At 65.7% G+C, this 25956-nt stretch carries 24 protein-coding genes; 15 read left to right on the forward strand and 9 right to left on the reverse strand.

Translation table 11 applies throughout. The annotated features are described in order from the left end of the window. Positions 1–272: 272 nt before the first annotated feature. Positions 273–1541 carry an SGNH/GDSL hydrolase family protein gene (locus tag BLU17_RS17755; RefSeq protein WP_091998965.1) on the reverse strand — a complete coding sequence of 423 codons (1269 nt, stop codon included), beginning with the start codon at positions 1539–1541 and terminating at the stop codon, positions 273–275. Between the two features lie 228 nt (positions 1542–1769). Here BLU17_RS17755 and paaA point away from each other — a divergent pair, with 228 nt between their 5' ends. The 8 genes from paaA (at position 1770) to BLU17_RS17795 (ending at position 8070) form a co-directional block, all read left to right on the forward strand. Then, positions 1770–2768: a 1,2-phenylacetyl-CoA epoxidase subunit PaaA gene (paaA, locus tag BLU17_RS17760; protein WP_091998968.1), complete on the forward strand. Its 999-nt coding sequence runs from the start codon at positions 1770–1772 to the stop codon at positions 2766–2768. Positions 2769–2794: 26 nt separating this feature from the next. Then, on the forward strand, positions 2795–3079 hold the full coding sequence (paaB, locus tag BLU17_RS17765) for a 1,2-phenylacetyl-CoA epoxidase subunit PaaB (protein ID WP_034188015.1): 285 nt from the start codon (positions 2795–2797) through the stop codon (positions 3077–3079). A gap of 10 nt (positions 3080–3089) precedes the next feature. Next, positions 3090–3896: a 1,2-phenylacetyl-CoA epoxidase subunit PaaC gene (gene paaC, locus BLU17_RS17770; RefSeq protein ID WP_091998970.1), complete on the forward strand. Its 807-nt coding sequence runs from the start codon at positions 3090–3092 to the stop codon at positions 3894–3896. A 32-nt stretch (positions 3897–3928) separates the two neighbouring features. Next, entirely contained in the window at positions 3929–4468 is a 540-nt protein-coding gene (gene paaD / locus BLU17_RS17775) for a 1,2-phenylacetyl-CoA epoxidase subunit PaaD (protein WP_091998973.1), read from the forward strand. Between the two features lies 1 nt (position 4469). Then, on the forward strand, positions 4470–5558 hold the full coding sequence (gene paaE, locus BLU17_RS17780; protein ID WP_091998976.1) for a 1,2-phenylacetyl-CoA epoxidase subunit PaaE: 1089 nt from the start codon (positions 4470–4472) through the stop codon (positions 5556–5558). Positions 5559–5710: 152 nt separating this feature from the next. After that, entirely contained in the window at positions 5711–6553 is an 843-nt protein-coding gene (locus BLU17_RS17785) for a DUF1835 domain-containing protein (protein WP_091998978.1), read from the forward strand. Between the two features lie 6 nt (positions 6554–6559). Then, positions 6560–7162 carry a TetR/AcrR family transcriptional regulator gene (locus tag BLU17_RS17790; RefSeq protein ID WP_091998981.1) on the forward strand — a complete coding sequence of 201 codons (603 nt, stop codon included), beginning with the start codon at positions 6560–6562 and terminating at the stop codon, positions 7160–7162. Positions 7163–7404: 242 nt separating this feature from the next. Beyond that, positions 7405–8070: a GNAT family N-acetyltransferase gene (locus BLU17_RS17795; protein WP_091998984.1), complete on the forward strand. Its 666-nt coding sequence runs from the start codon at positions 7405–7407 to the stop codon at positions 8068–8070. Between the two features lie 78 nt (positions 8071–8148). On the opposite strand, the gene BLU17_RS17800 is transcribed toward BLU17_RS17795, so the two are convergent. Continuing rightward, positions 8149–8643 (reverse strand): Lrp/AsnC family transcriptional regulator, encoded by a 495-nt coding sequence (locus BLU17_RS17800; protein ID WP_091998987.1) that lies wholly within the window; start codon positions 8641–8643, stop codon positions 8149–8151. A gap of 183 nt (positions 8644–8826) precedes the next feature. On the opposite strand from BLU17_RS17800, the gene hppD reads away from it, so the two are divergent. After that, positions 8827–9924, forward strand: coding sequence for a 4-hydroxyphenylpyruvate dioxygenase (gene hppD, locus BLU17_RS17805; protein ID WP_091998989.1), 1098 nt, complete (start codon positions 8827–8829; stop codon positions 9922–9924). Between the two features lie 145 nt (positions 9925–10069). Here hppD and BLU17_RS17810 read toward each other — a convergent pair whose 3' ends face one another. Beyond that, on the reverse strand, positions 10070–10258 hold the full coding sequence (locus BLU17_RS17810; protein WP_091998992.1) for a hypothetical protein: 189 nt from the start codon (positions 10256–10258) through the stop codon (positions 10070–10072). Positions 10259–10654: 396 nt separating this feature from the next. Here BLU17_RS17810 and BLU17_RS17815 point away from each other — a divergent pair, with 396 nt between their 5' ends. Continuing rightward, positions 10655–14254, forward strand: a complete 3600-nt coding sequence (locus BLU17_RS17815) for an indolepyruvate ferredoxin oxidoreductase family protein (protein ID WP_091998995.1) — start codon at positions 10655–10657, stop codon at positions 14252–14254. A gap of 158 nt (positions 14255–14412) precedes the next feature. Here the strand turns inward: BLU17_RS17815 and BLU17_RS17820 are convergent, their stop codons facing one another. Beyond that, positions 14413–16698 carry an NADP-dependent malic enzyme gene (locus tag BLU17_RS17820; protein ID WP_091998998.1) on the reverse strand — a complete coding sequence of 762 codons (2286 nt, stop codon included), beginning with the start codon at positions 16696–16698 and terminating at the stop codon, positions 14413–14415. Positions 16699–17026: 328 nt separating this feature from the next. Then, complete coding sequence (locus tag BLU17_RS17825) at positions 17027–18271, reverse strand: MFS transporter (RefSeq protein WP_091999001.1); 1245 nt, start codon at positions 18269–18271, stop codon at positions 17027–17029. A 439-nt stretch (positions 18272–18710) separates the two neighbouring features. On the opposite strand from BLU17_RS17825, the gene BLU17_RS17830 reads away from it, so the two are divergent. After that, the gene (locus BLU17_RS17830; RefSeq protein ID WP_091999004.1) at positions 18711–19397 is read left to right on the forward strand and encodes an orotate phosphoribosyltransferase; all 687 of its coding nucleotides are present in this window, start codon (positions 18711–18713) and stop codon (positions 19395–19397) included. An 87-nt stretch (positions 19398–19484) separates the two neighbouring features. Here the strand turns inward: BLU17_RS17830 and BLU17_RS17835 are convergent, their stop codons facing one another. Beyond that, positions 19485–20183 (reverse strand): response regulator, encoded by a 699-nt coding sequence (locus BLU17_RS17835; protein ID WP_091999007.1) that lies wholly within the window; start codon positions 20181–20183, stop codon positions 19485–19487. A gap of 263 nt (positions 20184–20446) precedes the next feature. Here BLU17_RS17835 and BLU17_RS17840 point away from each other — a divergent pair, with 263 nt between their 5' ends. Both BLU17_RS17840 and argC read left to right on the forward strand, forming a co-directional pair. Continuing rightward, positions 20447–21037 carry a YbhB/YbcL family Raf kinase inhibitor-like protein gene (locus BLU17_RS17840; protein WP_091999010.1) on the forward strand — a complete coding sequence of 197 codons (591 nt, stop codon included), beginning with the start codon at positions 20447–20449 and terminating at the stop codon, positions 21035–21037. A gap of 535 nt (positions 21038–21572) precedes the next feature. Then, complete coding sequence (gene argC, locus BLU17_RS17845; RefSeq protein ID WP_091999013.1) at positions 21573–22520, forward strand: N-acetyl-gamma-glutamyl-phosphate reductase; 948 nt, start codon at positions 21573–21575, stop codon at positions 22518–22520. A gap of 255 nt (positions 22521–22775) precedes the next feature. Here the strand turns inward: argC and BLU17_RS17850 are convergent, their stop codons facing one another. Both BLU17_RS17850 and BLU17_RS17855 read right to left on the reverse strand, forming a co-directional pair. Beyond that, on the reverse strand, positions 22776–23138 hold the full coding sequence (locus BLU17_RS17850) for a response regulator (protein ID WP_091999016.1): 363 nt from the start codon (positions 23136–23138) through the stop codon (positions 22776–22778). Positions 23139–23403: 265 nt separating this feature from the next. Continuing rightward, positions 23404–24288, reverse strand: coding sequence for an NAD(P)-dependent oxidoreductase (locus BLU17_RS17855; protein WP_091999019.1), 885 nt, complete (start codon positions 24286–24288; stop codon positions 23404–23406). A 132-nt stretch (positions 24289–24420) separates the two neighbouring features. Here BLU17_RS17855 and BLU17_RS17860 point away from each other — a divergent pair, with 132 nt between their 5' ends. After that, the gene (locus tag BLU17_RS17860) at positions 24421–25230 is read left to right on the forward strand and encodes a Mut7-C RNAse domain-containing protein (RefSeq protein ID WP_091999022.1); all 810 of its coding nucleotides are present in this window, start codon (positions 24421–24423) and stop codon (positions 25228–25230) included. Positions 25231–25296: 66 nt separating this feature from the next. Next, positions 25297–25581 carry a hypothetical protein gene (locus BLU17_RS17865; protein WP_091999024.1) on the forward strand — a complete coding sequence of 95 codons (285 nt, stop codon included), beginning with the start codon at positions 25297–25299 and terminating at the stop codon, positions 25579–25581. A 112-nt stretch (positions 25582–25693) separates the two neighbouring features. On the opposite strand, the gene BLU17_RS17870 is transcribed toward BLU17_RS17865, so the two are convergent. Next, the gene (locus tag BLU17_RS17870; protein WP_091999027.1) at positions 25694–25918 is read right to left on the reverse strand and encodes a hypothetical protein; all 225 of its coding nucleotides are present in this window, start codon (positions 25916–25918) and stop codon (positions 25694–25696) included. Between the last annotated feature and the right edge of the window lie 38 nt (positions 25919–25956).

Here is a 25956-nt window from a genome sequence, read left to right on the forward strand (position 1 = left end):
TTTAAAGAGCATTCGCGAAACCCGCCGTACAACCACTCACTGCCCGGCGTTTTCTGCGTTGCTGCGTCAGCAGCAGAGAAATGAGATTATGAAGAATCTTTTTCGCTTCGTCAACCCCTTTTTTTAGCGTCACCGCCTGAAGGCTGCTGATCCCGCGACCGCCGGTTTCCGCGGCGGCCTTCACTCGCCCGACGTCCATCACATCGAACAGCGAAGGGGGCGAATCTTAACGCCCCGGCCGCCACGCCGCAAGGGGGAGACGGAAATATTCCTTACTTCCCGGCGAGTGCCTCCAGCGGCACCACGGTCGCCATTGCCGCATAGCCTGCATCGCTCGGGTGGATGTGGTCGCCGCTGTCGTATTCATGGCGCAGACGCGTCGGATCGGCCGGATCGCGCAGTGCCGCGTCGAAATCGACCACGCCGTCGAATGCCCTGCTCGAGCGAATCCACTGGTTGACCGCTGCGCGGATCGCTTCGCGCTCCGGCGGCAGCGACGCCGGCGTCAGCGTCGCACCGAGAATGCGCACGCCACGCCCATGCGCCTGCGCAATGACGCGCCGATATCCCGCGATCAGATCGTTCGCGTCCACATGCGCATGAGGAAAATCACAGTCAAGGGCCGAGCGCGCCGGCATCGCCTGGAAGTTGATGTCGTTGACGCCGATGAGCAGCACCACCGTCCGCACGCCCGGGTGTGCCAGCGCGTCCCGCTCGAAGCGCCGCTCGAGTGCCTCGCCATAGCATGGCGAATCGTTCAGCAGGCGGTTACCGCTTATCCCGAGGTCGATGACGGCGAGATCCGAACGCTGCGATTGCGCGAGACGCCGCGCCAGCGCGTCCGGCCAGCGGCGATTCTGATTGAGCGTAGAGCGCATGCCATCCGTGATGGAATCGCCGATCGCCGCAACCGTCGATGCCCCCGGCGCCTCGACCGCCAGCCCCGTCACCCACACATACTGCGTGAACCGCTGTGTAAACGCCGCGATCGACGGATCGGCGACGTGATCGCCTGGCCGCGAGACGTAGTCCACCTGATTCGACACGCGATGCCATGCGACCACCGTCTGCCCAGGTCCCATATATGAGCTGATGGCGTAGGGCTTATGCGCCCTCAGCTCGATATGCACCGGGTCGCTATCGAGCGCCGCGCCGGGCGGCACCGACACCGCCGGCCGCCCGCCAAACGTCACGGACACCACGCCCGCCTCGCTCGCCGCCGCGCCACCGGCAGAGGGCGCGATCGCCATCGCCTCGATCACTAGCGGCGTGCGTCCGTAGAGATTGCTGACGCGCACGCGCACGACCGAACCGCCGAGCGTCGGATACACGATCTGGCGAACAGTGCGCCCTGCGACGTCCGGCGTGCGGTAGAGCGCCGGGAGCGAATCGCGCTGGGGAATCGACTGAAGCGCCGTCGCCCAGCTCGTGACCCACGAGCCCGAGGGTTGATCGGCGAACGCCGGCGAAACGACGCCCGGCGAAACGACGGAAACGAGCAACGCGGCGGCCGCCGCAAGGGAAGCAAGGGAGATCTTCATCCGTGAACAGTGCGCAGGCAAAGGCGCATTGTGCCCCATGGCCCGCCGGACAGCCTTCCATCCGCCTGACAGTTCGATGCACGCGCCGCCAAGCGGCGCACGCACGGCGTCGATTCGCTAACGCTCACTGCCAGTGCACTCTTTCTTGCCCTACCTCAAAATATTCATTTACCGACCGGTCGGTTGGTTTATACTGCGCGACATACCCAACTTCGACGAGAGCGTCCCATGTACACGCAATCCCTCGACATCCCCGGCAACGTCGCCCCGCTGGACGCGGACGCAGCCTCGCCCGAGCAGGCGCGGTTCGACGCCGTCATGGCCGCCGACGGCAAGATCGAGCCGCAGGACTGGATGCCCGAAGCCTATCGCAAGACGCTCGTGCGCCAGATTTCGCAGCACGCGCATTCGGAAGTGGTCGGCATGTTGCCGGAAGGCAACTGGATCACGCGCGCGCCGAGCCTCAAGCGCAAGGCGATCCTGCTCGCCAAGGTACAGGACGAGGCGGGCCACGGCCTGTATCTCTATAGCGCGGTCGAAACGCTCGGCGTCTCGCGCGACCAGTTGATCGACGCGCTCCACGCCGGCAAGGCCAAGTATTCGAGCATCTTCAACTACCCGACGCCCACGTGGGCCGACGTCGGCGTGATCGGCTGGCTCGTGGACGGCGCCGCGATCATGAACCAGATTCCGCTGTGCCGCTGCTCCTACGGCCCCTATGCGCGCGCCATGATCCGCATTTGCAAGGAAGAGTCGTTCCACCAGCGCCAGGGCTTCGACGCCCTGCTCGCCATGATGCAGGGCACCGAAGCGCAGCGCGAACTCGTCCAGCAGTCCGTGAACCGCTGGTGGTGGCCCGTGCTGATGATGTTCGGCCCGAGCGACGCCGATTCGGTCCACAGCAACCAGTCGGCCAAATGGGGGATCAAGCGCATCTCGAACGACGACCTGCGCCAGAAGTTCGTCGACGCCATCGTCGAGCAGGCCAGGGTGCTGGGCGTCACGCTGCCCGACGCCGACCTCAAATGGAACGAGGCGCGCGGCCATTACGACTACGGCGCGATCGACTGGGAAGAATTCTGGCGCGTCGTGAACGGCGACGGCCCGTGCAACCGCGAGCGTCTCGGCACGCGCGTGAAGGCGCACAACGAAGGCGCATGGGTGCGCGAAGCCGCCCTCGCCCATGCAGCAAAACAACGTCAGCGCGCCGAAAAGCAGGCCGCGTGATCCCCGAGACTACGAAGGAGAGACAGATGAACAAGGAATGGCCGATCTGGGAAGTGTTCGTGCGCAGCAAACAGGGCCTCGACCACAAGCATTGCGGCAGCCTGCACGCCGCCGACGCCACGATGGCGCTGCGCATGGCGCGCGACGTCTACACGCGCCGCCAGGAAGGCGTGAGCATCTGGGTGGTGCCGTCGTCGGCGATCACGGCGTCGGACCCGAACGAGAAGGCCGAACTGTTCGAGCCGGCCGGCGACAAGATTTATCGCCATCCGACGTTCTATACGCTGCCCGACGAAGTCAACCACATGTAAGAGCGCCACCATGACGACGCCCACGCCCGAACAACTCGCGTACGTGCTGCGCCTCGCCGATACGGCGCTGATCCTCGGTCAGCGCAATACGGAATGGTGCGGCCACGGCCCGGTCCTCGAAGAAGACATCGCGCTCGCCAACATGAGCCTCGACCTGATCGGCCAGGCGCGCCTGCTCTACACGCACGCCGCCGCGCTCGAACAGGCGCTCACCGGCCGCGAGCGCACCGAGGACGACTACGCCTACTTCCGCGCCGAACGCGAGTTCGCGAACTACACGCTCGCCGAACTGCCGCATTTCGGCCCGCTCGTCGGCACGACGCATTCGGCCAACGACTACGCCGTGACGATCGTGCGCAACTTCCTCTATGCCACGCTGATGGCGCATCTGTGGACCGCGCTGCTGCGCTCCGCCGACAGCCAGCTGGCCGCGATCGCCGAACGCTCGATCAAGGAAACGCGCTACCACGTGCACCACGCGCGCGAATGGCTGATCCGCTTCGGCGACGGCACCGAGGAATCGCACCGCCGCGCCCAGGCCGCGCTCGACTGGCTCATGCCGTACACGCGCGAATTCTTCAGCACCGACGCCGTGGAAACCGCCGTGACCGAAGCGGGCATCGCGCCGCTCACCGCGCAACTGGAAGCCGCCTGGCGCGCCGACGTGGAAGCCGCGCTAGACGAAGCCACGCTCGCGTCGCCAGCGCCCGTCCAGCACATCACGACCGGCAAGCTCGGCGAACACTCGGAACACATGGGTTTCGTACTCGCCGAAATGCAGAGCCTCGCGCGCCAGCACCCCGGCGCGCGCTGGTAAGCAGGCGCTCGCAGTCAAGAGAGGACGTCACGATGCAAGCAACGGCAGATCACGCGCTCGAACGCGCCTGGGAAGTGCTGGAATCGGTGCCCGATCCGGAGATTCCCGTCGTGTCGATCCGCGAACTCGGCATCCTGCGCGACGTGCGCCGCGCCGCCGACGGCCAGATCGAAGTGGTCATCACGCCCACTTATTCGGGCTGTCCGGCGATGTCGCAGATCGCGGAGGACGTCGCGCACGCGCTCGACGTCGCCGAACTCGCGCCGTACCGCATCGCGACGACCCTCGCGCCCGCCTGGACGACCGACTGGATCACCGACGCAGCGCGCGAAAAGCTGCGCGCCTACGGCATCGCGCCGCCCACGGGCAACTGCGGCAGCCACGGCGGCAGCGCCGGTCAAGCGGCCGAACAGCCGATCACCTTCATGCCGAAGCCGCTGCCCGCGCCCGCCTGCCCGCACTGCGGCTCGCCGCACACCGAACGCCTCGCGCAATTCGGCTCGACCGCGTGCAAGGCGCTCTACCGCTGCCTCGACTGCCGCGAACCCTTCGACTACTTCAAACCGTACTGATATGGCCACTCCGCAATTCCATTCGCTGCGCATCCGCGAAGTGCGGCCCGAAACCGCGGACGCGGTCTCCGTCGCTTTCGAGGTCCCGCCCGAGCTGCGCGACGCGTATCGCTTCACCCAGGGTCAGTTCGTCACGCTCAAGACCCACATCGACGGCGAGGAAACGCGCCGCTCGTATTCGATCTGCGTCGGCGTGACCGACTACGACCGCGACGGCGAACTGCGCATCGGCATCAAGCGCGTGCGCGGCGGGCGTTTCTCGAACTTCGCGTTCGACACGCTCGCGCCGGGCCACGAAATCGACGTGATGACGCCCGACGGCCGCTTCTTCACGCACCTGAACGCCGGGCACGGCAAGCACTACGTGGCGTTCTCGGGCGGCTCGGGCATCACGCCCGTGCTCGCGATCATCAAGACGACGCTCGAAACGGAGCCGCGCAGCGCGTTCACGCTCGTGTACGGCAACCGCAGCGTCGACGCGATCATGTTCGCCGAAGAACTGGAAGACCTGAAGAACCGCTTCATGAACCGCTTCATGCTCTACCACGTGCTGTCCGACGACCTGCAGGACGTCGAGCTTTTCAACGGCGTGCTCGATCAGGCCAAGTGCGCGGCGTTCCTCGAAACGCTGCTGCCGGCGAACGAAATCGACGAAGCCTTCATCTGCGGGCCCGCGCCGATGATGGACGCCGCCGAAGCCGCGCTCAAGGCCGCCGGCGTGCCGCCGCAAAACGTGCACGTCGAGCGCTTCGGCTCGCCGCTGCCGCAGGCGGGCGTGCCGCCGGTCGACATCGCCGAAAACACGCCGGCCGCCGATCTGGAAATCATCATCGACGGCAAGAAGCGCAAGATGCGCCTGCCGTACGAGGGCGCAAGCCTGCTCGACGTCGGCCTGCACGCGGGCCTCGCGCTGCCTTACGCGTGCAAGGGCGGCGTCTGCTGCACCTGCCGCGCCAAGGTGCTCGAAGGCGAGGTGAAGATGGACAAGAACTACACGCTGGAAGAGCAGGAGATGAAGGACGGCTTCGTGCTCACCTGCCAATGCCATCCGGTGAGCGAGCGCGTCGTGGTGAGCTTCGACGAACGCTAGAGCAACGGCACGCTTTCGGCCCACAGGCGATCCGCTTACACTAGGGGCCGCGCGCGTGTTGCAGCGCAACGCTGCACACGCGCGCGGCTCTTTTTCGTTATTTGCGCGCTTTCGGGCTTTCAGGCGTTCACCGTGAACGCAGCGAGTTGTCGATGACCACGATTCACCTCATATATGGCGAGCCGGCCGCGGCGGCGTTGCGCCAGGCGCTCGAAGGGGCGGCCCGCGCCGCGGCAACGGCCGATCGTCCGGACCGCGTGATCACGCTGCGCGATGACCTGACGGTAGGCCCACTGCGCGACATCGACAAAGCAGGCGACCCCGGCATCTCACAACGCGCCGCCTTCTGGGAGCGCCTTGGCGGCGTCTCGCCCACCCTCGCAAGCGAGGACTGCACGGCGTTGAGGGCCCTTGAGGCCGACGACACCAACGTAGTGATCTGGCACACGGATGATGCGGCGCACCAGCTCGCGTTGCGGCGCGTCTGCTACCGCCTGCGCGACGTCCCGCAGCGGTTGAACGAGGTGCGTCTCGCCGCCGATGAAATTTCGGGCCATAACGCGCCGGTGCGTCTCGAAGCGCGGTTGCCCGACGCTGCGCCGATTTCGGTGCTGCGCATTACGCGCCTCGCGCTCGAATGGCAGGAAGCGAAGTTCGCCAACGGCGAAACGCGGCGCTGGCGCGACAATACCTTTACAAGCGGCACGTGGAGCGATCTCGACACCCTGATCCTCGACGTGCTCTGCGCAAACAAAGCCCATCCGGAAGCTGCGTCATGGCTCGCAAGCGACGCGCTCGGCGCGGCGCTCACGCGCGACGCCGGCTTCACGGTAGGCAAAGCGGTCGTGCTCTGGCGCCTGCGCGAACTGGCCGCCGCCGACGAACTGCGCCTACGCGATGACATGTGCGCGGCATGCGCGCCGCTCGCGGGCGCCGCTCACGCGACGCGTCCGCCGCTGCCGCAAACCCCCGCGCACCTTTCCCTCTCCCGCTGAATTCCCATGGCACGCACCCGAGCGCCCGACCACGAAACCCAACGCGACCAGATTCTCGAACTCGCTGCCGCCAAATTCGCGCAGACAAGCTATCCGAGCACCTCGATGTCCGACCTCGCGGCCGCGAGCGGCACCTCGAAGGCCCGGCTCTACCATTACTACGAGAGCAAGGAAGCCATCCTCTTCGATCTGCTCGACCGCTACACGAAGCGGCTGATGCTCATCATCGCGGAAGTGGAAGGCGCGAGCCAGCGGCGCGGGCTCGACGAGCGCGAGAGCTTCGCGGAGTTGATCCGTGCATTTCTCGCAGAGTACGAAACCTCGCACAGCCGCCATGTGGCGCTCCTGAACGACGTCAAATATCTCGTGGACGCCCAGCGTGAGATCATTCTGAACCGCCAGCGCGACGTGGTCGCCGCCTTTACGCGCCAGCTCGCACGCGCCTACCCGGGCCAGGTGACGGCCGAAAACCAGACCGCGCTGACGATGATGGTGTTCGGCATGATCAACTGGACGTTTACCTGGCTCAAACCGGGCGGCCGCATGGGCTATCGCGATTTCGCCGAGCAGGTGATCGCCGTGGTCGATCATGGCTTGAAAAGCGCGTGAGCAGCGGAAATTTTCGGGTCGGATTGCTGCGACGCGACATGACGTATCGCGGCAACAGTTGACGCATCAACTTATCCGCAACAAATAATCCAGAATAATCAATAGCTTGCGCAAAAATTCCATGTTAATTAGGCGCAACACTCAAATTTACACTCGGGGTTTTCCCTAGCTCATACCCAGGGTTTTCGCTAGAATGCGTTTTGCACTGCATCATGCCTCACGTATTTTAAGGAGAACCCACCATGAACCCGCTTTCGACCCAAGCCAACGCGCCGATCGTATCGTCCGTTCGCCCGCTGACGTCCGGTCATGCGCCCGTCATGGTGCGAGTACTCACCTCCGCCGACCGCGACCGCCTGCTTGCGCACTTCCTCGCGCTCGATGTCGACGACCGCCTGCTGCGCTTCGGCCAGGCGGCGCCGGATCACGTGATCGAGAACTACGTGCGTTCGGTGGACTTCGCGCGCGACACCGTTTTCGGCGTGTTCGACCATCAACTGCAACTGGTGGGCGTCGGCCATCTGGCGTACCTGCCCGCGGACGGCAACAGCCGCACGGCCGAATTCGGCGTCTCCGTGATGGAAAGCGCGCGCGGTCAGGGTATCGGCTCGAAGCTGTTCGAGCGCGCCGCCATCCGCAGCCGCAACACGCACGTCACCACGCTCTACATGCACTGCCTGTCGCGCAACTCGACCATGATGCACATCGCGAAAAAGTCGGGCATGAAGATCGAGTACGCCTACGGTGAAGCCGACGCGTATCTCTCGCTGGAGCCGGCCGACCAGAGCAGCATCATCGCGGAAATGCTCCAGGAGCAAGCCGCGGTGTTCGACTACGCGCTCAAGCGCCAGGCGCGTCAGGCCAGGAAGCTGATGGAAACGATCCTGCCGCAAGCCGTTGCGGCATGACTCCTGCCCTTCGGGACAGACTGATTCACTGAGAAAAAGCGGCTTCGGCCGCTTTTTTTGCGCCCGTGCGGTGCACGGTCAACGGATGGGCAAAGCCGTCGTTTCCTTGAACGTGTCGAGCGAGAAGCTCGACTTCACGTCGATCACCGACGGATGGTGCAGCAACTGGTCCTGCACGAAGCGCGAAAAATGCGCCATGTCCTCCACCTGCACGCGCAACAGGAAATCCATGTCGCCGGTCATGGCGTGGCAGGCGACCACTTCCGGCCAGGCCTGCACCGCCGCCCGAAAAAGCTCGGCGTGCGTGACGCCCTCGCGCCCCGCCGCCGTCGGGCCGCGTTTTTCCAGCCGCACATTCACATAGGCGAGCAGATCGAGCCCGAGCTTCTGGGCGTCGAGCAGCGCCACATAGCCGCGGATCACGCCGCTTTCCTCCAGCCGCCGGATGCGCCGCAGACACGGGCTCGGCGAGAGGTTCACGCGCTCGGCGATCTCCTGGTTCGAGAGCCGCCCGTTCTCCTGAAGAATCGCCAGAATACGCCTGTCGATTGCGTCCAATTCGATACTTGCCATTTCCTGCCGTCCAATCGTTCAGTCCGGGCAGTTTATAGCGCAAATTGATCTGCCAGCGACCCAAATCGCAAGTTTTCTCCTGGTACGACCGTCTACACTCGTTCGGCGAAATCCGCTCTACAACTTGGTATGAGGCCGCAGCAGGCGCTAACGCCCTCGCCGCGACCGACACAGGAGACAACCATGCAGGTCCCCAACTGGGAGAACCCCGTCGGCACCGACGGCTTCGAGTTCATCGAATACACCGCGCCGAACCCCAAGGCGCTCGGCAAGCTGTTCGAGCGCATGGGCTTCACGGCCGTCGCGCGCCACCGCCACAAGGACGTGACGCTCTACCGCCAGGGCGATATCAACTTCATCGTCAACGGCGAACCCGATTCGTTCGCGCAGCGCTTCGCGCGCCTGCACGGCCCGTCCATCTGCGCGATCGCGTTCCGCGTGCAGGACGCCGCCAAGGCCTACCAGCGCGCGCTCGAACTGGGCGCATGGGGCTTCGACAACAAAACGGGCCCGATGGAATTGAACATTCCGGCGATCAAGGGCATCGGCGACTCGCTGATCTATTTCGTCGACCGCTGGCGCGGCAAGAACGGCGCGGCGCCGGGCAGCATCGGCGACATCAGCATCTATGACGTCGATTTCGAGCCGATTCCGGGCGCCGAGCAGAACCCGGCGGGCCACGGCCTCACCTACATCGATCACCTCACGCACAACGTCCACCGCGGCCGCATGGCCGAATGGGCCGAATTCTACGAACGCCTCTTCAACTTCCGCGAAATCCGCTACTTCGACATCGAAGGCAAGGTGACGGGCGTGAAATCGAAGGCGATGACCTCGCCCTGCGGCAAAATTCGCATCCCGATCAACGAGGAAGGCGGCGAAACGGCCGGCCAGATCCAGGAATACCTCGACGCCTATCACGGCGAAGGCATCCAGCACATCGCGCTCGGTACGAACGACATCTACGGTACCGTGGATGGCCTGCGCGCCTCGAACATCACGCTGCTAGACACGATCGACACGTACTACGAGCTCGTGAACCGCCGCATTCCCGGACACACCGAGCCGCTGGAAGAGTTGAAGAAGCGCAAGATCCTGATCGACGGCGCCCCCGAGGATCTGCTGCTGCAGATCTTCACCGAGAACCAGATCGGCCCGATCTTCTTCGAGATCATCCAGCGCAAGGGCAACCAGGGCTTCGGCGAGGGCAACTTCAAAGCCCTGTTCGAGTCGATCGAGCTCGACCAGATCCGCCGCGGCGTGGTCCAGGACAAGGCCTGACGCGCTTAGGCAGACGGCCGGCTTCCCGAAGCGCAAACAAAAAGGGCGAAGATCGCGCGATCTTCGCCCTTCTTACTTTGGACTCCGCCGCCGCACACCCGGCTGCGGAGTCCGTGAATGGAATGCTGCGCGGATCAGCGCGGCATCAGGATTGACGGTCGGCCTTCGCGGCCGGCATGGCGTTCGTCTCAGCCTTGGCGCTCAGCGTGTACTGGGCGCATCGGGTCGTCACATTCTCGCCGCCCCTCGTGCCGGCGTTCGAATGCAGCGGCGCGCTCATGGCGAAGAACGCGGCCGAGACCGTCAGGAAGGTCTGGATATGTCGATTGTTCATGCTGTACTCCTTTTTTCAGACTGCCTGTTGCGGTAGTACCCCTTTAAATTCCCAGGGCGTTGCGCGGTTCGCACAGGTGAGGGAGTTAGACAGGATATTCAAGACCGGTTCCTTGTCTGTGCAGGTTTTACAGGTTGTTACGCCGCGTGGAATTCCGATACATCCTTTCTACACGGGCGTTCGAGCCCCTTTTGCGACGTGCGGCCGCAGGCTCGAAACATGCTTCGAAATGCTGCGGCGCGGCACGCCGATGGCGAGAGCGGCGGGTTTGCCCGAGTGCTACTATCGAAGGAAAGCAGTCAATATGGCGACCCCGGCCAACGCATTCACAAGATGCCGAGGCCCTGCAGTTCTGGCGATCCCAAAACGGATTGGTTGGATGGAGGAAGACACATAATGAATGCCCCGCTCGACGCAGGTCAGCGCGCTTCGCTCGAAGCCGCACTCGCTTCCGTCACGCTCGACGACAAATACACCCTCGAACGCGGCCGCGCGTACATGAGCGGCATCCAGGCGCTGGTCCGCCTGCCGATGCTGCAGCAGGAACGCGACAAGGCCGCCGGTCTCGATACCGCGGGGTTCATTTCAGGCTATCGCGGCTCGCCGCTCGGCGGTCTCGACCAGTCGCTCTGGAAGGCGAAGCAGCACCTCGCCGCCCATCGGATCGTCTTTCAGCCCGGCGTCAACGAAGACCTCGCCGCGACCGCCGTCTGGGGCTCGCAGCAGGTGAACCTGTACCCGTCGGCGAAACACGACGGCGTGTTCTCGATGTGGTACGGCAAGGGCCCCGGCGTGGACCGCTGCGGCGACGTCTTCAAGCACGGCAACTCGGCCGGCTCGTCGCGTCACGGCGGCGTGCTCGTGCTCGCCGGCGACGACCACGCCGCCAAATCCTCGACGCTCGCGCACCAGTCGGAACACATCTTCAAGGCCTGCGGCCTGCCGGTGCTGTTCCCCTCGAACGTGCAGGAATACCTCGACTTCGGCCTGCACGGCTGGGCGATGAGCCGCTATTCGGGCCTCTGGGTCGCGATGAAGTGCGTGACCGACGTGGTGGAATCGTCGGCGTCGGTCGAGATCGATCCGCACCGCACCCGCATCGTCCTGCCCGACGATTTCGTCCTGCCCGAAGGCGGCCTGAACATCCGCTGGCCCGATTCGCCGCTCGTGCAGGAAGCGCGTCTGCTCGACTACAAGTGGTACGCGGGCCTCGCCTACGTGCGCGCCAACAAGCTCGACCGCATCGAGATCGATTCGCCGCACGCGCGCTTCGGCATCATGACCGGCGGCAAAGCCTATCTCGACGTGCGCCAGGCGCTCACCGACCTCGGCCTCGACGACGAAACCTGCTCGCGCATCGGCCTGCGGCTCTACAAGGTCGGCTGCGTCTGGCCGCTCGAAGCGCAGGGCGCGCAGGCCTTCGCGCGCGGGCTCGAAGAGATTCTCGTGGTCGAGGAAAAGCGCCAGATCCTCGAATACGCGATCAAGGAAGAGCTGTACAACTGGCCCGACGCCCAGCGTCCGCGCGTGTACGGCAAGTTCGACGAGAAGGACGGCGCCGGCGGCGAATGGTCGGTGCCGATGGGCAACTGGCTGCTGCCGGCGCACTACGAGCTGTCGCCCGCGATCATCGCCAGGGCTATCGCCACGCGGCTCGACAAGTTCGAGATGCCCGCCGACGTGCGCGCGCGCATCGCCGCGCGCATGGCCGTGATCGAGGCGAAGGAGAAGGCGCTCGCGAAGCCGCGCGTGCAGGTCGAGCGCAAGCCGTGGTTCTGCTCGGGCTGTCCGCACAACACCTCGACGAACGTGCCGGAAGGCTCGCGCGCGATGGCCGGCATCGGCTGCCATTACATGACCGTCTGGATGGACCGCAGCACGAGCACCTTCAGCCAGATGGGCGGCGAAGGCGTGGCGTGGGTCGGCCAGGCGCCGTTCACGAACGACCGGCACGTGTTCGCCAACCTCGGCGACGGCACCTACTTCCACTCGGGCCTGCTCGCCATTCGCGCGGCGATCGCCTCGAAGGCGAACATCACCTACAAGATTCTCTACAACGATGCGGTGGCGATGACGGGCGGCCAGCCCGTCGACGGCGTGCTGACCGTACCGCAGATCACGCATCAGCTCGCCGCCGAAGGCGCCGCGAAGATCGTCATCGTCACCGACGAACCGCAGAAGTACGAGGGCGTCACCTCGCTCGCGCCGGGCGTGGCGATCCACCCCCGCGACCGGCTCGACGCGATCCAGCGCGAACTGCGCGAAGTGCCCGGCACGACGATCCTGATCTACGACCAGACCTGCGCGACCGAGAAGCGCCGCCGCCGCAAGCGCGGCGCGTATCCGGACCCGGCGAGGCGCGTCGTCATCAACGAGGCCGTCTGCGAAGGCTGCGGCGACTGCTCGGTGCAATCGAACTGCCTCTCGGTCGAGCCGCTCGACACCGAGTACGGCACGAAGCGCCAGATCAACCAGTCCACCTGCAACAAGGACTTCTCGTGCCTGAAGGGCTTCTGCCCGAGCTTCGTGACGGTGGAAGGCGGCCAGTTGCGCAAGCCGAAGGCGAGCAGCGTCGGCAACGACGCGATGCCGCCCGTGCCGACGCCCGACGTGCCCGCCCTCGCGCGCCCCTACGGCGTGCTCGTGACGGGCGTGGGCGGCACGGGCGTGGTGACGATCGGCGCGCTGCTCGGCATGGCCGCGCACCTCGAAGCCAAGGGCGTGACCGTGCTCGACGTGACCGGCCTCGCGCAGAAAGGCGGCGCCGTGATGAGCCACGTGCAGATCGCGAGCCGCCCCGACGATATCCACGCCACGCGCATCGCCATGGGCGAGGCGAAGCTCGTGATCGGCTGCGACGCCATCGTGACCGCCGGCGACGACTGCGTCTCGCGGATGCAGGCCGGCCAGACGCACGTCGTGCTCAACAGCACGCCGACGCCGACCGCCGAGTTCATCAAGAATCCGAACTGGCAGTTCCCGGGCTCGAACACCGAAGCCGACGTGCGCGCGGCGGCGGGCGAGGACAACGTGGCGACCGTCGATGCGAACCGCTACGCGCTCGCGCTGCTCGGCGACGCGATCTACACGAACCCGTTCGTGCTCGGCTACGCGTGGCAAAAGGGCTGGCTGCCGCTCACGCACGAGTCGCTCGTGCGCGCGATCGAGCTGAACGCGGTGCAGGTCGAGAAGAATCTCGCGGCGTTCGAGTGGGGCCGCCGCGTGGCGCACGATCGCGCGGCCGTCGATGCGCTCGTGAAACCGCCGCGGCAGCCGGAACAGAACGCCGACGCCGCCGGCGCGAAGATCGTCTCGCTGCACACGCCGAAGGCGCTCGACGCGCTCATCGACAAGCGCGCGCAGTATCTCGCCGCGTATCAGAACGACGCGTACGCCGCGCGCTATCGCGCGCTCGTCGCGGAGGTGCGCGCGGCGGAGAGCGGCCTCGACCGCCCGGACGGCCAGTTCGCGCTGACCGAAGCCGTCGCGAAGAACCTGCACAAGCTGATGGCGTACAAGGACGAGTACGAAGTGGCGCGCCTCTACGCGGACCCCGCGTTCGTCGAGAAGCTGAAGGCGAGCTTCGAAGGCGACTGGAAGCTCAACTTCCATCTCGCGCCGCCCACGTTCGCGAAGCACGACGACAAGGGCCATCTGCTGAAGAAGCAGTACGGCCCGCGGATGCTCCCGGCGATGCGCGTGCTCGCGAAGCTGAAGTTCCTGCGCGGCACGGCGTTCGATCCGTTCGGCCGCTCGGAGGAGCGCCGCCACGAACGCGCGCTGATCGGCGAGTACGAGGCGCTCGTGCGCGAACTCCTGGGCGGCGTGAACGCCGGAAATCTCGTGCTCGCCGTGGAACTGGCGAGCCTGCCCGACGGCATTCGCGGCTACGGTCACGTAAAGGAGAACAACCTCAAGGCCGTACGCGCGAAGTGGGCGACGCTGCTCGACAAGTGGCGCTCGCCGCAGGGCGGCGCGGCCCGTCACGCCGCCTGACGGCTGACGGCTGACGGCTGACGGCTGACGGCTGACGCAGCGTTGCCGTAAAAACGAAGGGCGCTCCGCTTGCACGGAGCGCCCTTTTCATTGCATGACGAAGCGACGGAACCGGTAGCGAAAGCCGGCGCGCATCCCCCGCGCGCCGGCCCGAACCCTCAACGCGCCGCCTGCTTCGCGACCGCCGCGTTCGCCGAAGCGACCGCCGTCATGTTGATGATGCGGCGCACCGTCGCCGCCGGCGTGAGGATGTGCACGGGCTTCGAGGCGCCCAGCAGGAACGGCCCCACCGTCACGCCCTCGCCGCCGATAGTCTTCAGCAGGTTGTACGCGATGTTCGCCGCCTCGACGTTCGGCATGATGAGCAGGTTCGCCTCGCCCGCGAGCGTCGTGCCCGGGAACGCCTGCTTGCGGATCAGCTCGGAGAGCGCCGCGTCGCCGTGCATTTCGCCGTCCACTTCGAGCTGCGGCGCGCGCTCCGAGATGCGCTGGCGCGCGGCCTGCATACGCTGCGAGGTCGACGACCGCACGCTGCCGAAATTCGAGCTGGAAAGCAGCGCGACCTTCGGCGCGATGCCGAACTTCTCGATCTCGCGCGCCGCGAGGATCGTCATGTCGGCGAGTTGTTCGGCGCCCGGCACTTCGTTCACGTAGGTGTCGCAGATGAACAGGTTGCGGCCCGGCAGCATCAGCAGGTTCATCGCCGCATAGGTCTCGGCGTTCGGCGCCTTGCCGAGCACCTGCTCGACGAACTTCAGGTGATAGTCGAAGCTGTTCACGAGGCCGCAGATCATGCCGTCCGCGTCGCCGAGATGCACGAGGATCGCGCCGATCAGCGTGTTGAACTTGCGCATCGCGGCCTTCGCGACGTCGGGCGTCACGCCCTGGCGCGCGCCGAGTTCGTGATACGCCTGCCAGCTCTTCTGGTAGCGCGGATCGTCCTCCGGATCGACGATCTCGAAATCGGCGCCCGGACGCAGCTTCGAGCCCATCTTCTGCAGGCGCATTTCCACCACGGCCGGCCGCCCGACGATGATCGGCCTCGCGATCTTCTCGGTCAGCACGAACTGCGCGGCGCGCAGCACGCGCTCGTCCTCGCCCTCGGCGAACACGATGCGCGCCTGGCTCGCCTTCGCGGCCGCGAACACGGGACGCATCACCATGCCCGAGCGATACACCGTCGCGCCCAGTTGCTCGCGGTAGGCGTCCATGTCGGCGATCGGGCGCGTCGCCACGCCCGAATCCATCGCCGCCTGCGCCACGGCCGGCGCGATCTTGATGATGAGGCGCGGGTCGAACGGCTTCGGAATCAGGTACTCCGGGCCGAATTCGAGCGTATGGCCCTCATAGGCTTTCGCCACTTCGTCGCCCTGGTCGGTTTCCTCGGCGAGTCCGGCGATCGCGCGCACGCACGCGAGCTTCATCTCTTCCGTGATGGTCGTCGCGCCCACGTCGAGCGCGCCGCGGAAAATGAACGGGAAGCACAGCACGTTGTTGACCTGGTTCGGATAGTCCGAACGGCCCGTGGCGATGATCGCGTCCGGGCGCACCTTCTTCGCCTCCTCCGGGCGAATTTCCGGCTCCGGATTCGCGAGCGCGAGGATCAGCGGCGTCGCGCCCATGTCCTTCACCATCTCGGGCTTGAGCACGCCCGCGCCCGAACAGCCGAGGAACACGTCGGCGCCCCGGGTGGCGTCGCCGAGCGTGCGCGCCTGCGTATTGGCGGCATAGCGCGCCTTCGAAGGATCGAGATTGCCGCGGCCCTCGTAGATCACGCCCTTCGAGTCGGCAACGAGAATGTTCTCCTTCTTCAGGCCGAGCTTCACGAGCAGGTCGAGGCACGCGATGGCCGCCGCGCCCGCGCCCGAGCACACGAGTTTCACGCTGCCGAGCTGCTTGCCCACGACCTTCAGGCCGTTGAGGATGGCGGCCGAAGCGATGATGGCCGTGCCGTGCTGGTCGTCGTGGAAGACGGGGATCTTCATGCGCTCGCGCAGCTTCTGCTCGATGTAGAAGCACTCGGGCGCCTTGATGTCCTCCAGATTGATGCCGCCGAGCGTCGGCTCGAGCATGGCGATGGCTTCGACGAGCTTGTCGGGGTCGCTTTCGTCGAGTTCGATGTCGAACACGTCGATGCCCGCGAACTTCTTGAAGAGGCAGCCCTTGCCCTCCATCACCGGCTTGGCCGCGAGCGGGCCGATGTTGCCGAGGCCGAGCACGGCCGTGCCGTTCGTCACGACGCCGACGAGGTTCGCGCGCGAGGTGTACTTCTGCGCGTCGAGCGGGTCGGCGTGAATCGCCTCGCACGCGGCCGCGACGCCCGGCGAGTAGGCAAGCGAAAGATCGAGCTGATTGGACAGCGGTTTGGTCGGCGTGACCGAAATCTTGCCGGGCTTCGGATTCTGGTGATACGCGAGCGCGCTTTGCTTCAGTTGTTCATCCATTTTCAGGCCTGCCTGGACGTGAGAGACATGAGAGAGAGAGAATGTTGTTGTTCGCGAGCCCGACGGTTCGCGCGGCGCCACGCACGTTTTCGAAGGCGCGGGGTCCGGCGCATGCGGCAAGGCAACGAACCCGGCAATAGAAGAAGCGGCGAGACGAAACGGCGCAACGGCGCATAACGCGGCGCGGGCGTTCCAGCGGGGCCGATTAGTGTACACCTGGCACCGTTCGCGGCCACGTGGGTCAATGACTGATACCGGGAATTCGCGCCGCCGGCAAAGCGCGGCGGCGCGACGCCTTGCGCGCTTTCGTCCTACGGTTGCGCGATGCTCATTCGAGCGTGGCGCCGCGCCGTTCGGGAATCAGGAAGAGGGTCGCGAGGATGTCGAGGACGTAGATGGCGGCGAGCATGCCAAGCGCCGCCGTGAAAGAGTAGCGCGCGGCCAGCGCGCCGACGGCGAGCGGCCCGAAGCCGCCCACGGCGCGCCCGATGTTGAAAAGCACATTCTGCGCGGTGGCGCGGGCCGCAGTGGGATAAAGCTCGGAAATAAGCGCGCCATAGCCGCCGATCATGCCGTTCACGAACACGCCCATCGCCGCGCCGCCGACCAATAGCGCGCACGGCGTGGAAAGCTGCGCATAGACGAACACCATGATTACGGCGCCCACCTGGTAGAACAGGAACGCGGGGCGGCGCCCGAAACGGTCGGCCGCAACGCCGAAGAGCCAGATGCCCACCGCCATGCCGGCCACCGTCGCGGCGGTCCAGAGCCCTGACTTCGTCAACGAGTAGCCGAACGACTTCGCAAGATACGCGGGCAGCCAGATCATCAGCCCGTAGTAGCCGAAGTTCTGCACCGAGCAGAGCACGGCCACGCCGAGGCTCGCACGCGCGGTGGGCGCGTCCGCCACGAGCAGGCGCAGCGCGCGCGGGCGCTCGCTTCTGCCCGCCATGGCCACGCGCTGCGCATGAGCGACGAAAAGCCCGGGTTCTTCCACGCGCCGGCGCACGACGAACGAGACGACGGCCGGCAAGAGGCCGATTGCGAACATGCCGCGCCAACCGATCACGGGCAGCAGCAGCGGCGTGAGCAGCGCCGCGGCCAGCACGCCCAGTTGCCAGCCCAGCCCGACGTACGACGATGCCCGCGCGCGCAGCCGCGCGGGCCACGCCTCGGCAACGAGCGCCATGCCGATGCCGAACTCGCCGCCGAGCCCAATGCCGGCAATCGTGCGGTAGACGAGCAAGTCGGCATAGCCGCGCGCGAGCGCGCACATCCCCGTGAATACGGCGAAAAGCAGGATCGTCCAGGTGAGCACGCGCACGCGCCCGTAGCAGTCGCTCAGGAGCCCGAACCCGATGCCGCCCGCGACCGCGCCGACGAGCGTCCACGTCACGAGCGCGCCGGCCTGTGCGCCGGAAAGGTGCAGATCGGCGCTGATCGCGGGCAGCATGAAGCCGAGCATCAGCAGATCGAATCCATCCATGGCGTAGCCGAGCGCCGAGGCGACGAGCGCACGCAAGGCGTGGCCGCGCGTGGCGGCGGCGGAGGCAGACGGCGAAACGGCGGTCATGTGGACAAATCCTGGGAACGGGCGCTCACGCCTGGCGTGCAAACCGGCGTGAGTGTAAAGGCGCGGCCGCGCCGTCACAACCGCGAAACAAACCGGGCGCGTCCCGCTTCACAAGCTACGGCTTGGCCGGCCGCGCGCCACGGATCGTTGCCCGCGTTCGCGCCCTACATAGCCGGCCCCCGGCCGCCGGGGCCGGCCGGGGCGACTCGTCGGCGATCGGCAAGTCGGGTAAAATACCGGCCTACGCGCGCAAGAGAAGCCGTCCGGACCGAGCGAGTCGTGCTGACCGCATGCTGGCGAATCCGTCAGATGAAGTCAGGCGATCGGCGCCTCCGGGCCGCGCACCGCAGGCGCCGAAGCCACGCTTCGTGCCTGCCGTGCCAGCGCCACCGGGCCGCGCGCCCACCCTCCTCCCGCACTCATATCCAAGGATTCGCCCATGACAGGCTACGATCGCCAGACGATCTCGGACACGACCGCCAAGATGCTGCTCGAAGTGAAGGCCGTGCACTTCAACGCCGAAAAGCCCTTCATCTTCACCTCCGGCTGGGCGAGCCCGGTCTACATCGACTGCCGCAAGCTGATCTCGTATCCGCGCGTGCGCCGCGGCCTGATGGAAATGGCCGAAGCCACGATCCTGCGCGACGTCGGCTACGAGCAGATCGACGCCGTCGCGGGCGGCGAAACCGCGGGCATTCCGTTCGCGGCCTGGCTCTCCGACCGCCTGATGGTGCCGATGCAATACGTGCGCAAGAAGCCGAAGGGTTTCGGCCGCAACGCGCAGATCGAAGGTCTGCTCACCGAAGGCCAGCGCGTGCTGCTCGTCGAAGACCTGACCACCGACAGCCGCAGCAAGATCAACTTCATCAACGCGCTGCGCACGGCTGGCGCGACGGTGAACCATTGCTTCGTGCTGTTCCACTACAACATCTTCAAGGAAAGCGTCTCGGTCCTGAAGGACATCGACGTCGACCTGCACGCGCTCGCCACGTGGTGGGACGTGCTGCGCGTCGCCAAGGAATCGGGCTACTTCGAAACGAAGACGCTCGACGAAGTCGAGAAATTCCTGCACGCGCCGGCCGAGTGGTCGGCAGCGCACGGCGGCGCGACGGCCACACCGCAGTAAGCGCTGCCGGATAACCAGGCGCATGAAAAAAGGCCATCTGCCGCATAGGCAGATAGCCTTTTTTCCAGCCTGAACGCAGCGGCGAAATCAATGCAGCGCTTGCGCCTCGCCGCCCTCGTCGGGCGCATGCGAGGAGAGATTGAGCAAGCCATTGCTCTGCGCATACTGGAAAAGTTCGGAATCTCTATCGAGGCCGAGTTTGCGCATTGCCGTATTCTTCTGGGTGCTAATCGTCTTGATGCTCCGATTCAGCTTTTCGGATATCTCTTTAATTGTCATGCCCGAAACAAAGAGCCGAACGACTTCGAGCTCGCGTTTCGAAAGAATGACCTCATCGGTTTTACCGCCGCTGTTTATGCGCAGTTGATCGAGCGCGACCTTCACCTGCGGGCTCATGTATTCGAGATTACGGCTCACGTGCTGCACGGCGAGCCCGATATGGCTCAGGTCGTCGGATTTGTGCACGACGGCGATTACGCCGAGTTCGCCGAGACGTTTGAGCAGCGCTGCGTTTTCCAGCATCGTCAGGACGACGATGGGTACGTTGGGGAAATTGCGCCGCAGGTAGCCGATGAGCGGCAAGCCGTCGCCGTACTGGCCGCCCGGCATGGCGAGATCGGTCACCAGCACGTCGCAGGGGCCCGTTTGCAGCGACTTGACCAGTTCCGTGGACTGGCGAGCACGACCGACGACCTGGATTCCGGGGAAATTAAGCAGTGCATGTTCCGCACCAAACAAGATCACCGGATGATCGTCCGCGACTACGACCCTGATTGGCTGCTGCATTACCCCTCCGTGTAATCAAACCTGATTTTCTGCGGCGCGCGGCCAGCCCATATTCGCTTCCTCTTTCTGGCGCTCGACGGCTCCCTGTGCCCAAGCCGCAGGATGTATGACTATAGCGGATTCCCTCAACGCATTCCGCGGCGCGAGACGAACCTCGCTTACTTGTAACGGTATATTGAATCAAATTTGGTCTGGCGCAGAAATCCAGCCTTTCGTTCAGGACGCTGTGCCCGAATTTCACAAACCAACGGGAGAACTCGCTGATGCGTACTCCATATGGCTTTGAGCCGGGTTGCGCAAGCCGTGCATTCGTGCGCGCCTGCGTCGCCATGGCAATTGCCGCGATGCCCGCCGCTTCAGCCAATGCCGGCGGGAATTTCACGCTATCGAGCACCGACTTCAGCGACGGCGGCAAAGTCGGCCCGCGACAGATTTTCAACGACGCGGGCTGCAATGGTCCGAATCAATCGCCAGGCTTGACGTGGCGCAACGCTCCCACAGGGACGCGCAGTTTCGCCATCACGATCTTCGACCGCGATGCGCCCGGACGCGGGTGGTGGCACTGGGCCGTCGCCAATCTTCCGGCACAGGTGACGAGCCTGCCGGAGAACGCCAGCGCATCGGGCGCACTGCGCAAGCTCGGCGCAATCGAAGCGCGCAACGACTTCAACGTCGACGGCTATGGCGGACCGTGCCCGCCTCCGGGCAATCCGCATCGCTATGTCGTCACGGTCTATGCGCTGCGCATCGATGCGCTGCCGCTCGCGCAAGGGCGGCCCGCTGCGCTATTCGATCGCGAGATCAGCGGCTCGGCGCTGGCAAGCGCGCAGCTCACGGTCACCTACGGCCGCTGAGGAAGGATCAAAGGACCGAACGCGCCGCGCACATGACGAGCGGCGGAAGCGATCAAGATGATGCGTCGCGCGTCGGCGAGATGTCGGGCGAGGGCGCGCCTTGCCGCTCCCTCTTTGAATGGAGTCCTCCATGCCCAGAATCTCGTCATTGCGTGTCACAGCGGCTACGGCCATACGAAGAAGCTTGCGCAGAGTGTGCTCGCGGGCGCGGGCGCCGATGCAAAGCCGATCGCTGGCTGGCCGGGTGCGGAGCAAACACGTGAGCAGTCGTGCGGCGCCGCGTCGTTCGGTCCCCGAAGAAAACGCGCGCCGCCCGCCGCAGGAGCCTGGTGGGCGGGCTTCGCGTGCGGCTCGCCTCGGCGTTACGGGTAAGCCCCGATTTTTTTCCAGGCGCGTTCACACGTGCGCCCGCGTGAGGTCTTAAAATACCGTTCCGGCGCCGCCTTGCGTGACGGGCGGCGCGCTCCGCCCGGCGGGACGGCGCCGCAGCATGAACAACCCGCAACCCGAATCCCCCGCGTTCAGAGAGACCGAGATGAGCACGAAAGTTTTTGTCGACGGACAGGAAGGCACGACCGGCCTGAAGATTTTCGAGTACCTGTCGCCGCGCACCGACGTCGAGATCCTGCGTATCGACGAAGCGAAGCGCAAGGACGTCGAAGAACGCCGCCGTCTCATCAACGCTTCGGACGTGACGTTCCTCTGCCTGCCCGATGTCGCCTCGCGCGAATCGGCCTCGCTCGTCGAAAACGACCGCACCGTGCTGATCGACGCGAGCACGGCGTTCCGCACCCACGCCGACTGGGCCTACGGCCTGCCCGAACTGACGAGGACGCAGCGCGACAAGGTGCGCAAGTCGAGGCGCATCGCGGTGCCCGGTTGCCATGCGTCGGCGTTCATTCTAGCCATGCGCCCGCTCGTCGAGGCGGGTCTCGTGGCGCCGGAATTCGCTGCGCACAGCTATTCGCTCACGGGCTACAGCGGCGGCGGCAAAAAGATGATTGCGGACTACGAAGCCGGCGGCAATCCGAAGCTCGCGAGCCCGCGCCCCTACGCGCTTGGTCTCACGCACAAGCATCTGCCGGAAATGGCGGCGCACGGCGGCCTGAAGTCGGCGCCGGTGTTCACGCCGATCGTCGGGCCGTTCTACAAGGGCCTTGCGGTCACGACCTATTTTTCGCCGCAGCAGCTCACGCGCCGCGCGAAACCGCAGGACGTGCAGGCGCTCTTCGCCGAGTATTACGCGGCCGAGCCGTTCGTGCGCGTGGCACCCTTCAATGCCGACGACAACCTCGACGCCGGCATGTTCGACGTGCAGGCAAACAACGACACGAACCGGGTCGACCTGTTCGTGTTCGGCAACGACGAGCAGTTCGTCACCGTCGCGCGCCTCGACAACCTGGGCAAGGGCGCCTCGGGTGCAGCGATCCAGTGCATGAACCTCGCGATTGGCGCGGCCGAAAATACCGGCCTGAACGCCTGAAGCACCGCAACCTGCACCGCTGAGAGGGAAACCGGCTCGATCGAGCCGGTTTTTTTATGCCCGGCGAAATGTGAAGCCGGAAGAACCCGCGCTGCAAAACGTCCAGACGAAAAAAAGCCCGCCAGTTTGGCGGGCTGAATCCATATCAGAGGAGACATGGAGGAGACAAAAACTAGTATATCGCCAGTCGTGATGCAATGCAACATGTAAAGTAGTGCGCACCCTGAGTGTTGCTCAATAACAACGCCATTGCCATTATCCCGTCATCGACAGAATGAACATCAGTTGATCGAGCCCCACGGGCCGTACCAGATGCACATCGAAACCCGCCGCGAGCGCCTCGTCCCGGTGGCGCGATTCGCCCCAGCCAGCGAGCGCGATAAGCAGCGGAATGTGCCCGCCGCTCACGGCGCGCAGCCGCCGGACAATGGCGCCGGGCTCGTCCTGCGCGAGCGACAGCGCGATGATGGCCACGGCGGGCTTGCCGCGCGCGGCAAGCCCGAACGCTTCGTCGAGCGTGCGCGCCATGGACACGGCGTAGCCGAGGTCGGTCAGCAAGGTGCCGAGCCCGTTTAGCGATTTTTCGTCGTTATCGGCGATCAGGATGCGCGTGTCCATTCGCCGTCTCCTGCCCTGAAATTGGCGTCGCGGCCCGATCTGCCGTCCGATCCGCTGCGGGTCCTGTCGTCGTCATCGGTTCCCCGTCCCTGCATCCGCGAGCGACGCCGGAAATCCGGCCGCCGTCCGTTGCGATGCGCCACATTGTGCTCAGCTGCCCTTCTCGTATTTGTGCGTCACCGAGCGGTCTTCCGAAGATTTTGATCGCAAAAGGCACGGGAACGTTCGCCGCGCCGCAGTTCGTCCGCACACGCCGGCCGCACGCTCAGCCACCCTGCCCCTCGCGAGCCGCCCGGCGCGCGGCCACCTTGCCGAGCACGGCGAAGTCGCGCTCGCCGTCGCCGTGCGCCACGGCTTCGAGCAAGCTGTCGCGCAACACACTTGCGACGGGCATCGGCGTCGCCACGGCGTCGGCGGCGGCGAGCGCGAGGCGCACGTCCTTGAGCCCAAGGCGCGCCTTGAACAGCGCGGGCTCGTAACGCCGCTCCGCGATCATGCCGCCATAGCCCGCATACACGGGGCCCGGAAACGGGCCGCCCGTCACGACGTCGAGAAAATCGCGCATCGCGACGCCGTAGCCGTCAAGCAGCGCCGCAGCCTCGCCGAGCGACTCCACGGCCGAAGCCAGCATGAAGTTCGCGGCGAGCTTCATCACGTTCGCGTGCTGCTGGATTGCGCCGACGCGCCACGTCTTCTGGCCGATCACGTCGAAAAGCGGCTGCACGCGATCGATGGCCTCCGCCGCCCCCGCAGCCATGATCGTGAGCTTCGCGGCCCGCGCGGCGTCGGGCCGCCCGAGCACGGGCGCCGCCACGTAGCGCAGCCCGCGCCCTGCGTGCGCCTGCGAGAGCGATCCGGCCAGTTCGACGGAGACGGTCGCCATGTTCACATGCACGAGCCCTTGCGGCGCGTGGTCGAGCAGCGCCGCGTCGATCACTTCGCGCACGGCCGCGTCGTCCGCGAGCATCGAGAGCACGGCGTCGCCGGAAAAGGCCTCGCGAGGCGAACCGACGACGCGCGCTCCGGCGTCGGCAAGCGCCTGCGCCTTCTGCGCCGTGCGGTTCCACACGCGCACCGTATGACCGGCCTTCAGCAGATTGCCGACCATCGCGCCACCCATTTCGCCAAGGCCGATAAAACCGATGTCCATCGCACACTCCTTCCACAGAGAATCAGGGGAAAGCGCTCAGTACAGCACAAGGCGGCCCGCACTGCAGGCGCACCCGCACGAAGCGCGCGAACGCCTGCGCACGCTCATGCAGGCGGTGCGATACTGCTTCGCATGGTCACCGCCACCTTTCGCTTTTACGAGGAACTGAACGACTTTCTTGCGCGGCCGCTGCGCCGGCGTGCGTTCAGCTGCGCGTGCGCGCGCAACGCCACGACGAAACACATGATCGAAGCGCTCGGCGTGCCGCATACGGAAGTGGAGCTGATTCTCGTGAACGGCGAATCGGTGGGTTTCGACCATCCGCTCGCGGATGGCGACCGCGTGGCCGTCTATCCGAAGTTCGAGGCATTCGACATCCGGCCGTTGCTCCGCGTGCGCGCGGCGCCGCTGCGCGAGTTGCGCTTCGTCGCCGACGCGCATCTTGGCGGCCTCGCGCAATTACTGCGGCTCGCCGGCTTCGACACGCTCTACGACAACCATTTCCCCGACGACGAAATCGAAGCGCTGGCCGCCGCCGAGCACCGCATCGTGCTCACGCGCGACCGCGAACTGCTCAAGCGGCGCAGCATCCTGCATGGCTGTTACGTGCGCGCGCTCAAGCCGCGCGCGCAGGTGCAAGAGATCTTCGAGCGGCTCGACCTCGCGGCGAGCGCGCGACCGTTCCGGCTTTGCCTCATGTGCAACGCGCCGCTGCGGCCGATCGAGCGCGCAGCCGTGCGCGAGCGCGTGCCGGCCGGCGTCTACGAGCGGCAAACGCGCTTCGTCACCTGCGACGTCTGCCATCGTGTGTTCTGGGAAGGCTCGCACTGGCAGCGCATGCGCGCGCTGATGGACGGCCTCACGCGCCGCACGGGCGAAGCGCACGAGGCGTACGGCACGCACAACGGCCATGTGCGTCCGGATCCCGACAGCGGCCCATAGCAGCAATGGACGCGCGCGGGGGTTTGCGTACAATGCGCGCCACCGCCCAACACCGGAGCACGACAAATGGCCATGAAGAAAACGGACCTTGAGAAGAACAAGGCGCTGAAACTGCAGCAAGCAACGAAAAAAGCCGGGCCCGAGCGCTTCGGCAAAGGTTCGGCGCAACCGGTGCTGGACCGCCGCGAACAGCGCAAGCTGGACCAGGCGCAAGGGCTTGTGCCGTTCGCGTGCAAGCTCAACGCCGAACTCGTCGAAAGGCTGAAGGCTCGCGCCGAGGGCCATCCCGGCGGGCTCAACGGCCTGCTCGCGGAACTGCTGGAAGCCGGGCTCGCACGCGACGCGGCCTGAACCCCGCCCTCCCGCGGCACGCGCGAAAAAAAAGCCAGAGCAATGCTCTGGCTTTTTACATGGCAGCCCTCGCGCGGCGCTGCCGCCGCTCGAACGCTGCCTTGTGGGCGCTTTAGTTTGCCTGGCCCTTGTCTGCGGTGCCGGCGGCCGAAGCGCCTTCCGACACAGCGGCGCGCTTGCCGTGGTGCTTGAGTTCCTTGTGATGCTTCTTGGCCTTTGCCGGCGCGCTGGCTGCCGCCGGTGCGGTTGCGGCCGGGGCCGAAGCGTCTTGTGCAAATGCGTGAGCCGAAATCAGTGCGACCGATGCTGCGATGAGCGAGGCGAGAATCTTTTTCATCTTTGTTCCCCAAAACCTGACAAATAATGACCGGCACG

It is taken from the genome of Paraburkholderia lycopersici, assembly GCF_900096975.1.
Taxonomy (GTDB): Bacteria; Pseudomonadota; Gammaproteobacteria; order Burkholderiales; family Burkholderiaceae; genus Paraburkholderia; species Paraburkholderia lycopersici.

Excerpts from the sequence above, each read along its gene's own strand:
- BLU17_RS17755 (WP_091998965.1), bottom strand. The coding sequence starts at position 1,541 with ATGAAGATCTCCCTTGCTTCCCTTGCGGCGGCCGCCGCGTTGCTCGTT.
- paaA (WP_091998968.1), top strand. The coding sequence starts at position 1,770 with ATGTACACGCAATCCCTCGACATCCCCGGCAACGTCGCCCCGCTGGAC.
- paaB (WP_034188015.1), top strand. The coding sequence starts at position 2,795 with ATGAACAAGGAATGGCCGATCTGGGAAGTGTTCGTGCGCAGCAAACAG.
- paaC (WP_091998970.1), top strand. The coding sequence starts at position 3,090 with ATGACGACGCCCACGCCCGAACAACTCGCGTACGTGCTGCGCCTCGCC.
- paaD (WP_091998973.1), top strand. The coding sequence starts at position 3,929 with ATGCAAGCAACGGCAGATCACGCGCTCGAACGCGCCTGGGAAGTGCTG.
- paaE (WP_091998976.1), top strand. The coding sequence starts at position 4,470 with ATGGCCACTCCGCAATTCCATTCGCTGCGCATCCGCGAAGTGCGGCCC.
- BLU17_RS17785 (WP_091998978.1), top strand. The coding sequence starts at position 5,711 with ATGACCACGATTCACCTCATATATGGCGAGCCGGCCGCGGCGGCGTTG.
- BLU17_RS17790 (WP_091998981.1), top strand. The coding sequence starts at position 6,560 with ATGGCACGCACCCGAGCGCCCGACCACGAAACCCAACGCGACCAGATT.
- BLU17_RS17795 (WP_091998984.1), top strand. The coding sequence starts at position 7,405 with ATGAACCCGCTTTCGACCCAAGCCAACGCGCCGATCGTATCGTCCGTT.
- BLU17_RS17800 (WP_091998987.1), bottom strand. The coding sequence starts at position 8,643 with ATGGCAAGTATCGAATTGGACGCAATCGACAGGCGTATTCTGGCGATT.
- hppD (WP_091998989.1), top strand. The coding sequence starts at position 8,827 with ATGCAGGTCCCCAACTGGGAGAACCCCGTCGGCACCGACGGCTTCGAG.
- BLU17_RS17810 (WP_091998992.1), bottom strand. The coding sequence starts at position 10,258 with ATGAACAATCGACATATCCAGACCTTCCTGACGGTCTCGGCCGCGTTC.
- BLU17_RS17815 (WP_091998995.1), top strand. The coding sequence starts at position 10,655 with ATGAATGCCCCGCTCGACGCAGGTCAGCGCGCTTCGCTCGAAGCCGCA.
- BLU17_RS17820 (WP_091998998.1), bottom strand. The coding sequence starts at position 16,698 with ATGGATGAACAACTGAAGCAAAGCGCGCTCGCGTATCACCAGAATCCG.
- BLU17_RS17825 (WP_091999001.1), bottom strand. The coding sequence starts at position 18,271 with ATGACCGCCGTTTCGCCGTCTGCCTCCGCCGCCGCCACGCGCGGCCAC.
- BLU17_RS17830 (WP_091999004.1), top strand. The coding sequence starts at position 18,711 with ATGACAGGCTACGATCGCCAGACGATCTCGGACACGACCGCCAAGATG.
- BLU17_RS17835 (WP_091999007.1), bottom strand. The coding sequence starts at position 20,183 with ATGCAGCAGCCAATCAGGGTCGTAGTCGCGGACGATCATCCGGTGATC.
- BLU17_RS17840 (WP_091999010.1), top strand. The coding sequence starts at position 20,447 with ATGCGTACTCCATATGGCTTTGAGCCGGGTTGCGCAAGCCGTGCATTC.
- argC (WP_091999013.1), top strand. The coding sequence starts at position 21,573 with ATGAGCACGAAAGTTTTTGTCGACGGACAGGAAGGCACGACCGGCCTG.
- BLU17_RS17850 (WP_091999016.1), bottom strand. The coding sequence starts at position 23,138 with ATGGACACGCGCATCCTGATCGCCGATAACGACGAAAAATCGCTAAAC.
- BLU17_RS17855 (WP_091999019.1), bottom strand. The coding sequence starts at position 24,288 with ATGGACATCGGTTTTATCGGCCTTGGCGAAATGGGTGGCGCGATGGTC.
- BLU17_RS17860 (WP_091999022.1), top strand. The coding sequence starts at position 24,421 with ATGGTCACCGCCACCTTTCGCTTTTACGAGGAACTGAACGACTTTCTT.
- BLU17_RS17865 (WP_091999024.1), top strand. The coding sequence starts at position 25,297 with ATGGCCATGAAGAAAACGGACCTTGAGAAGAACAAGGCGCTGAAACTG.
- BLU17_RS17870 (WP_091999027.1), bottom strand. The coding sequence starts at position 25,918 with ATGAAAAAGATTCTCGCCTCGCTCATCGCAGCATCGGTCGCACTGATT.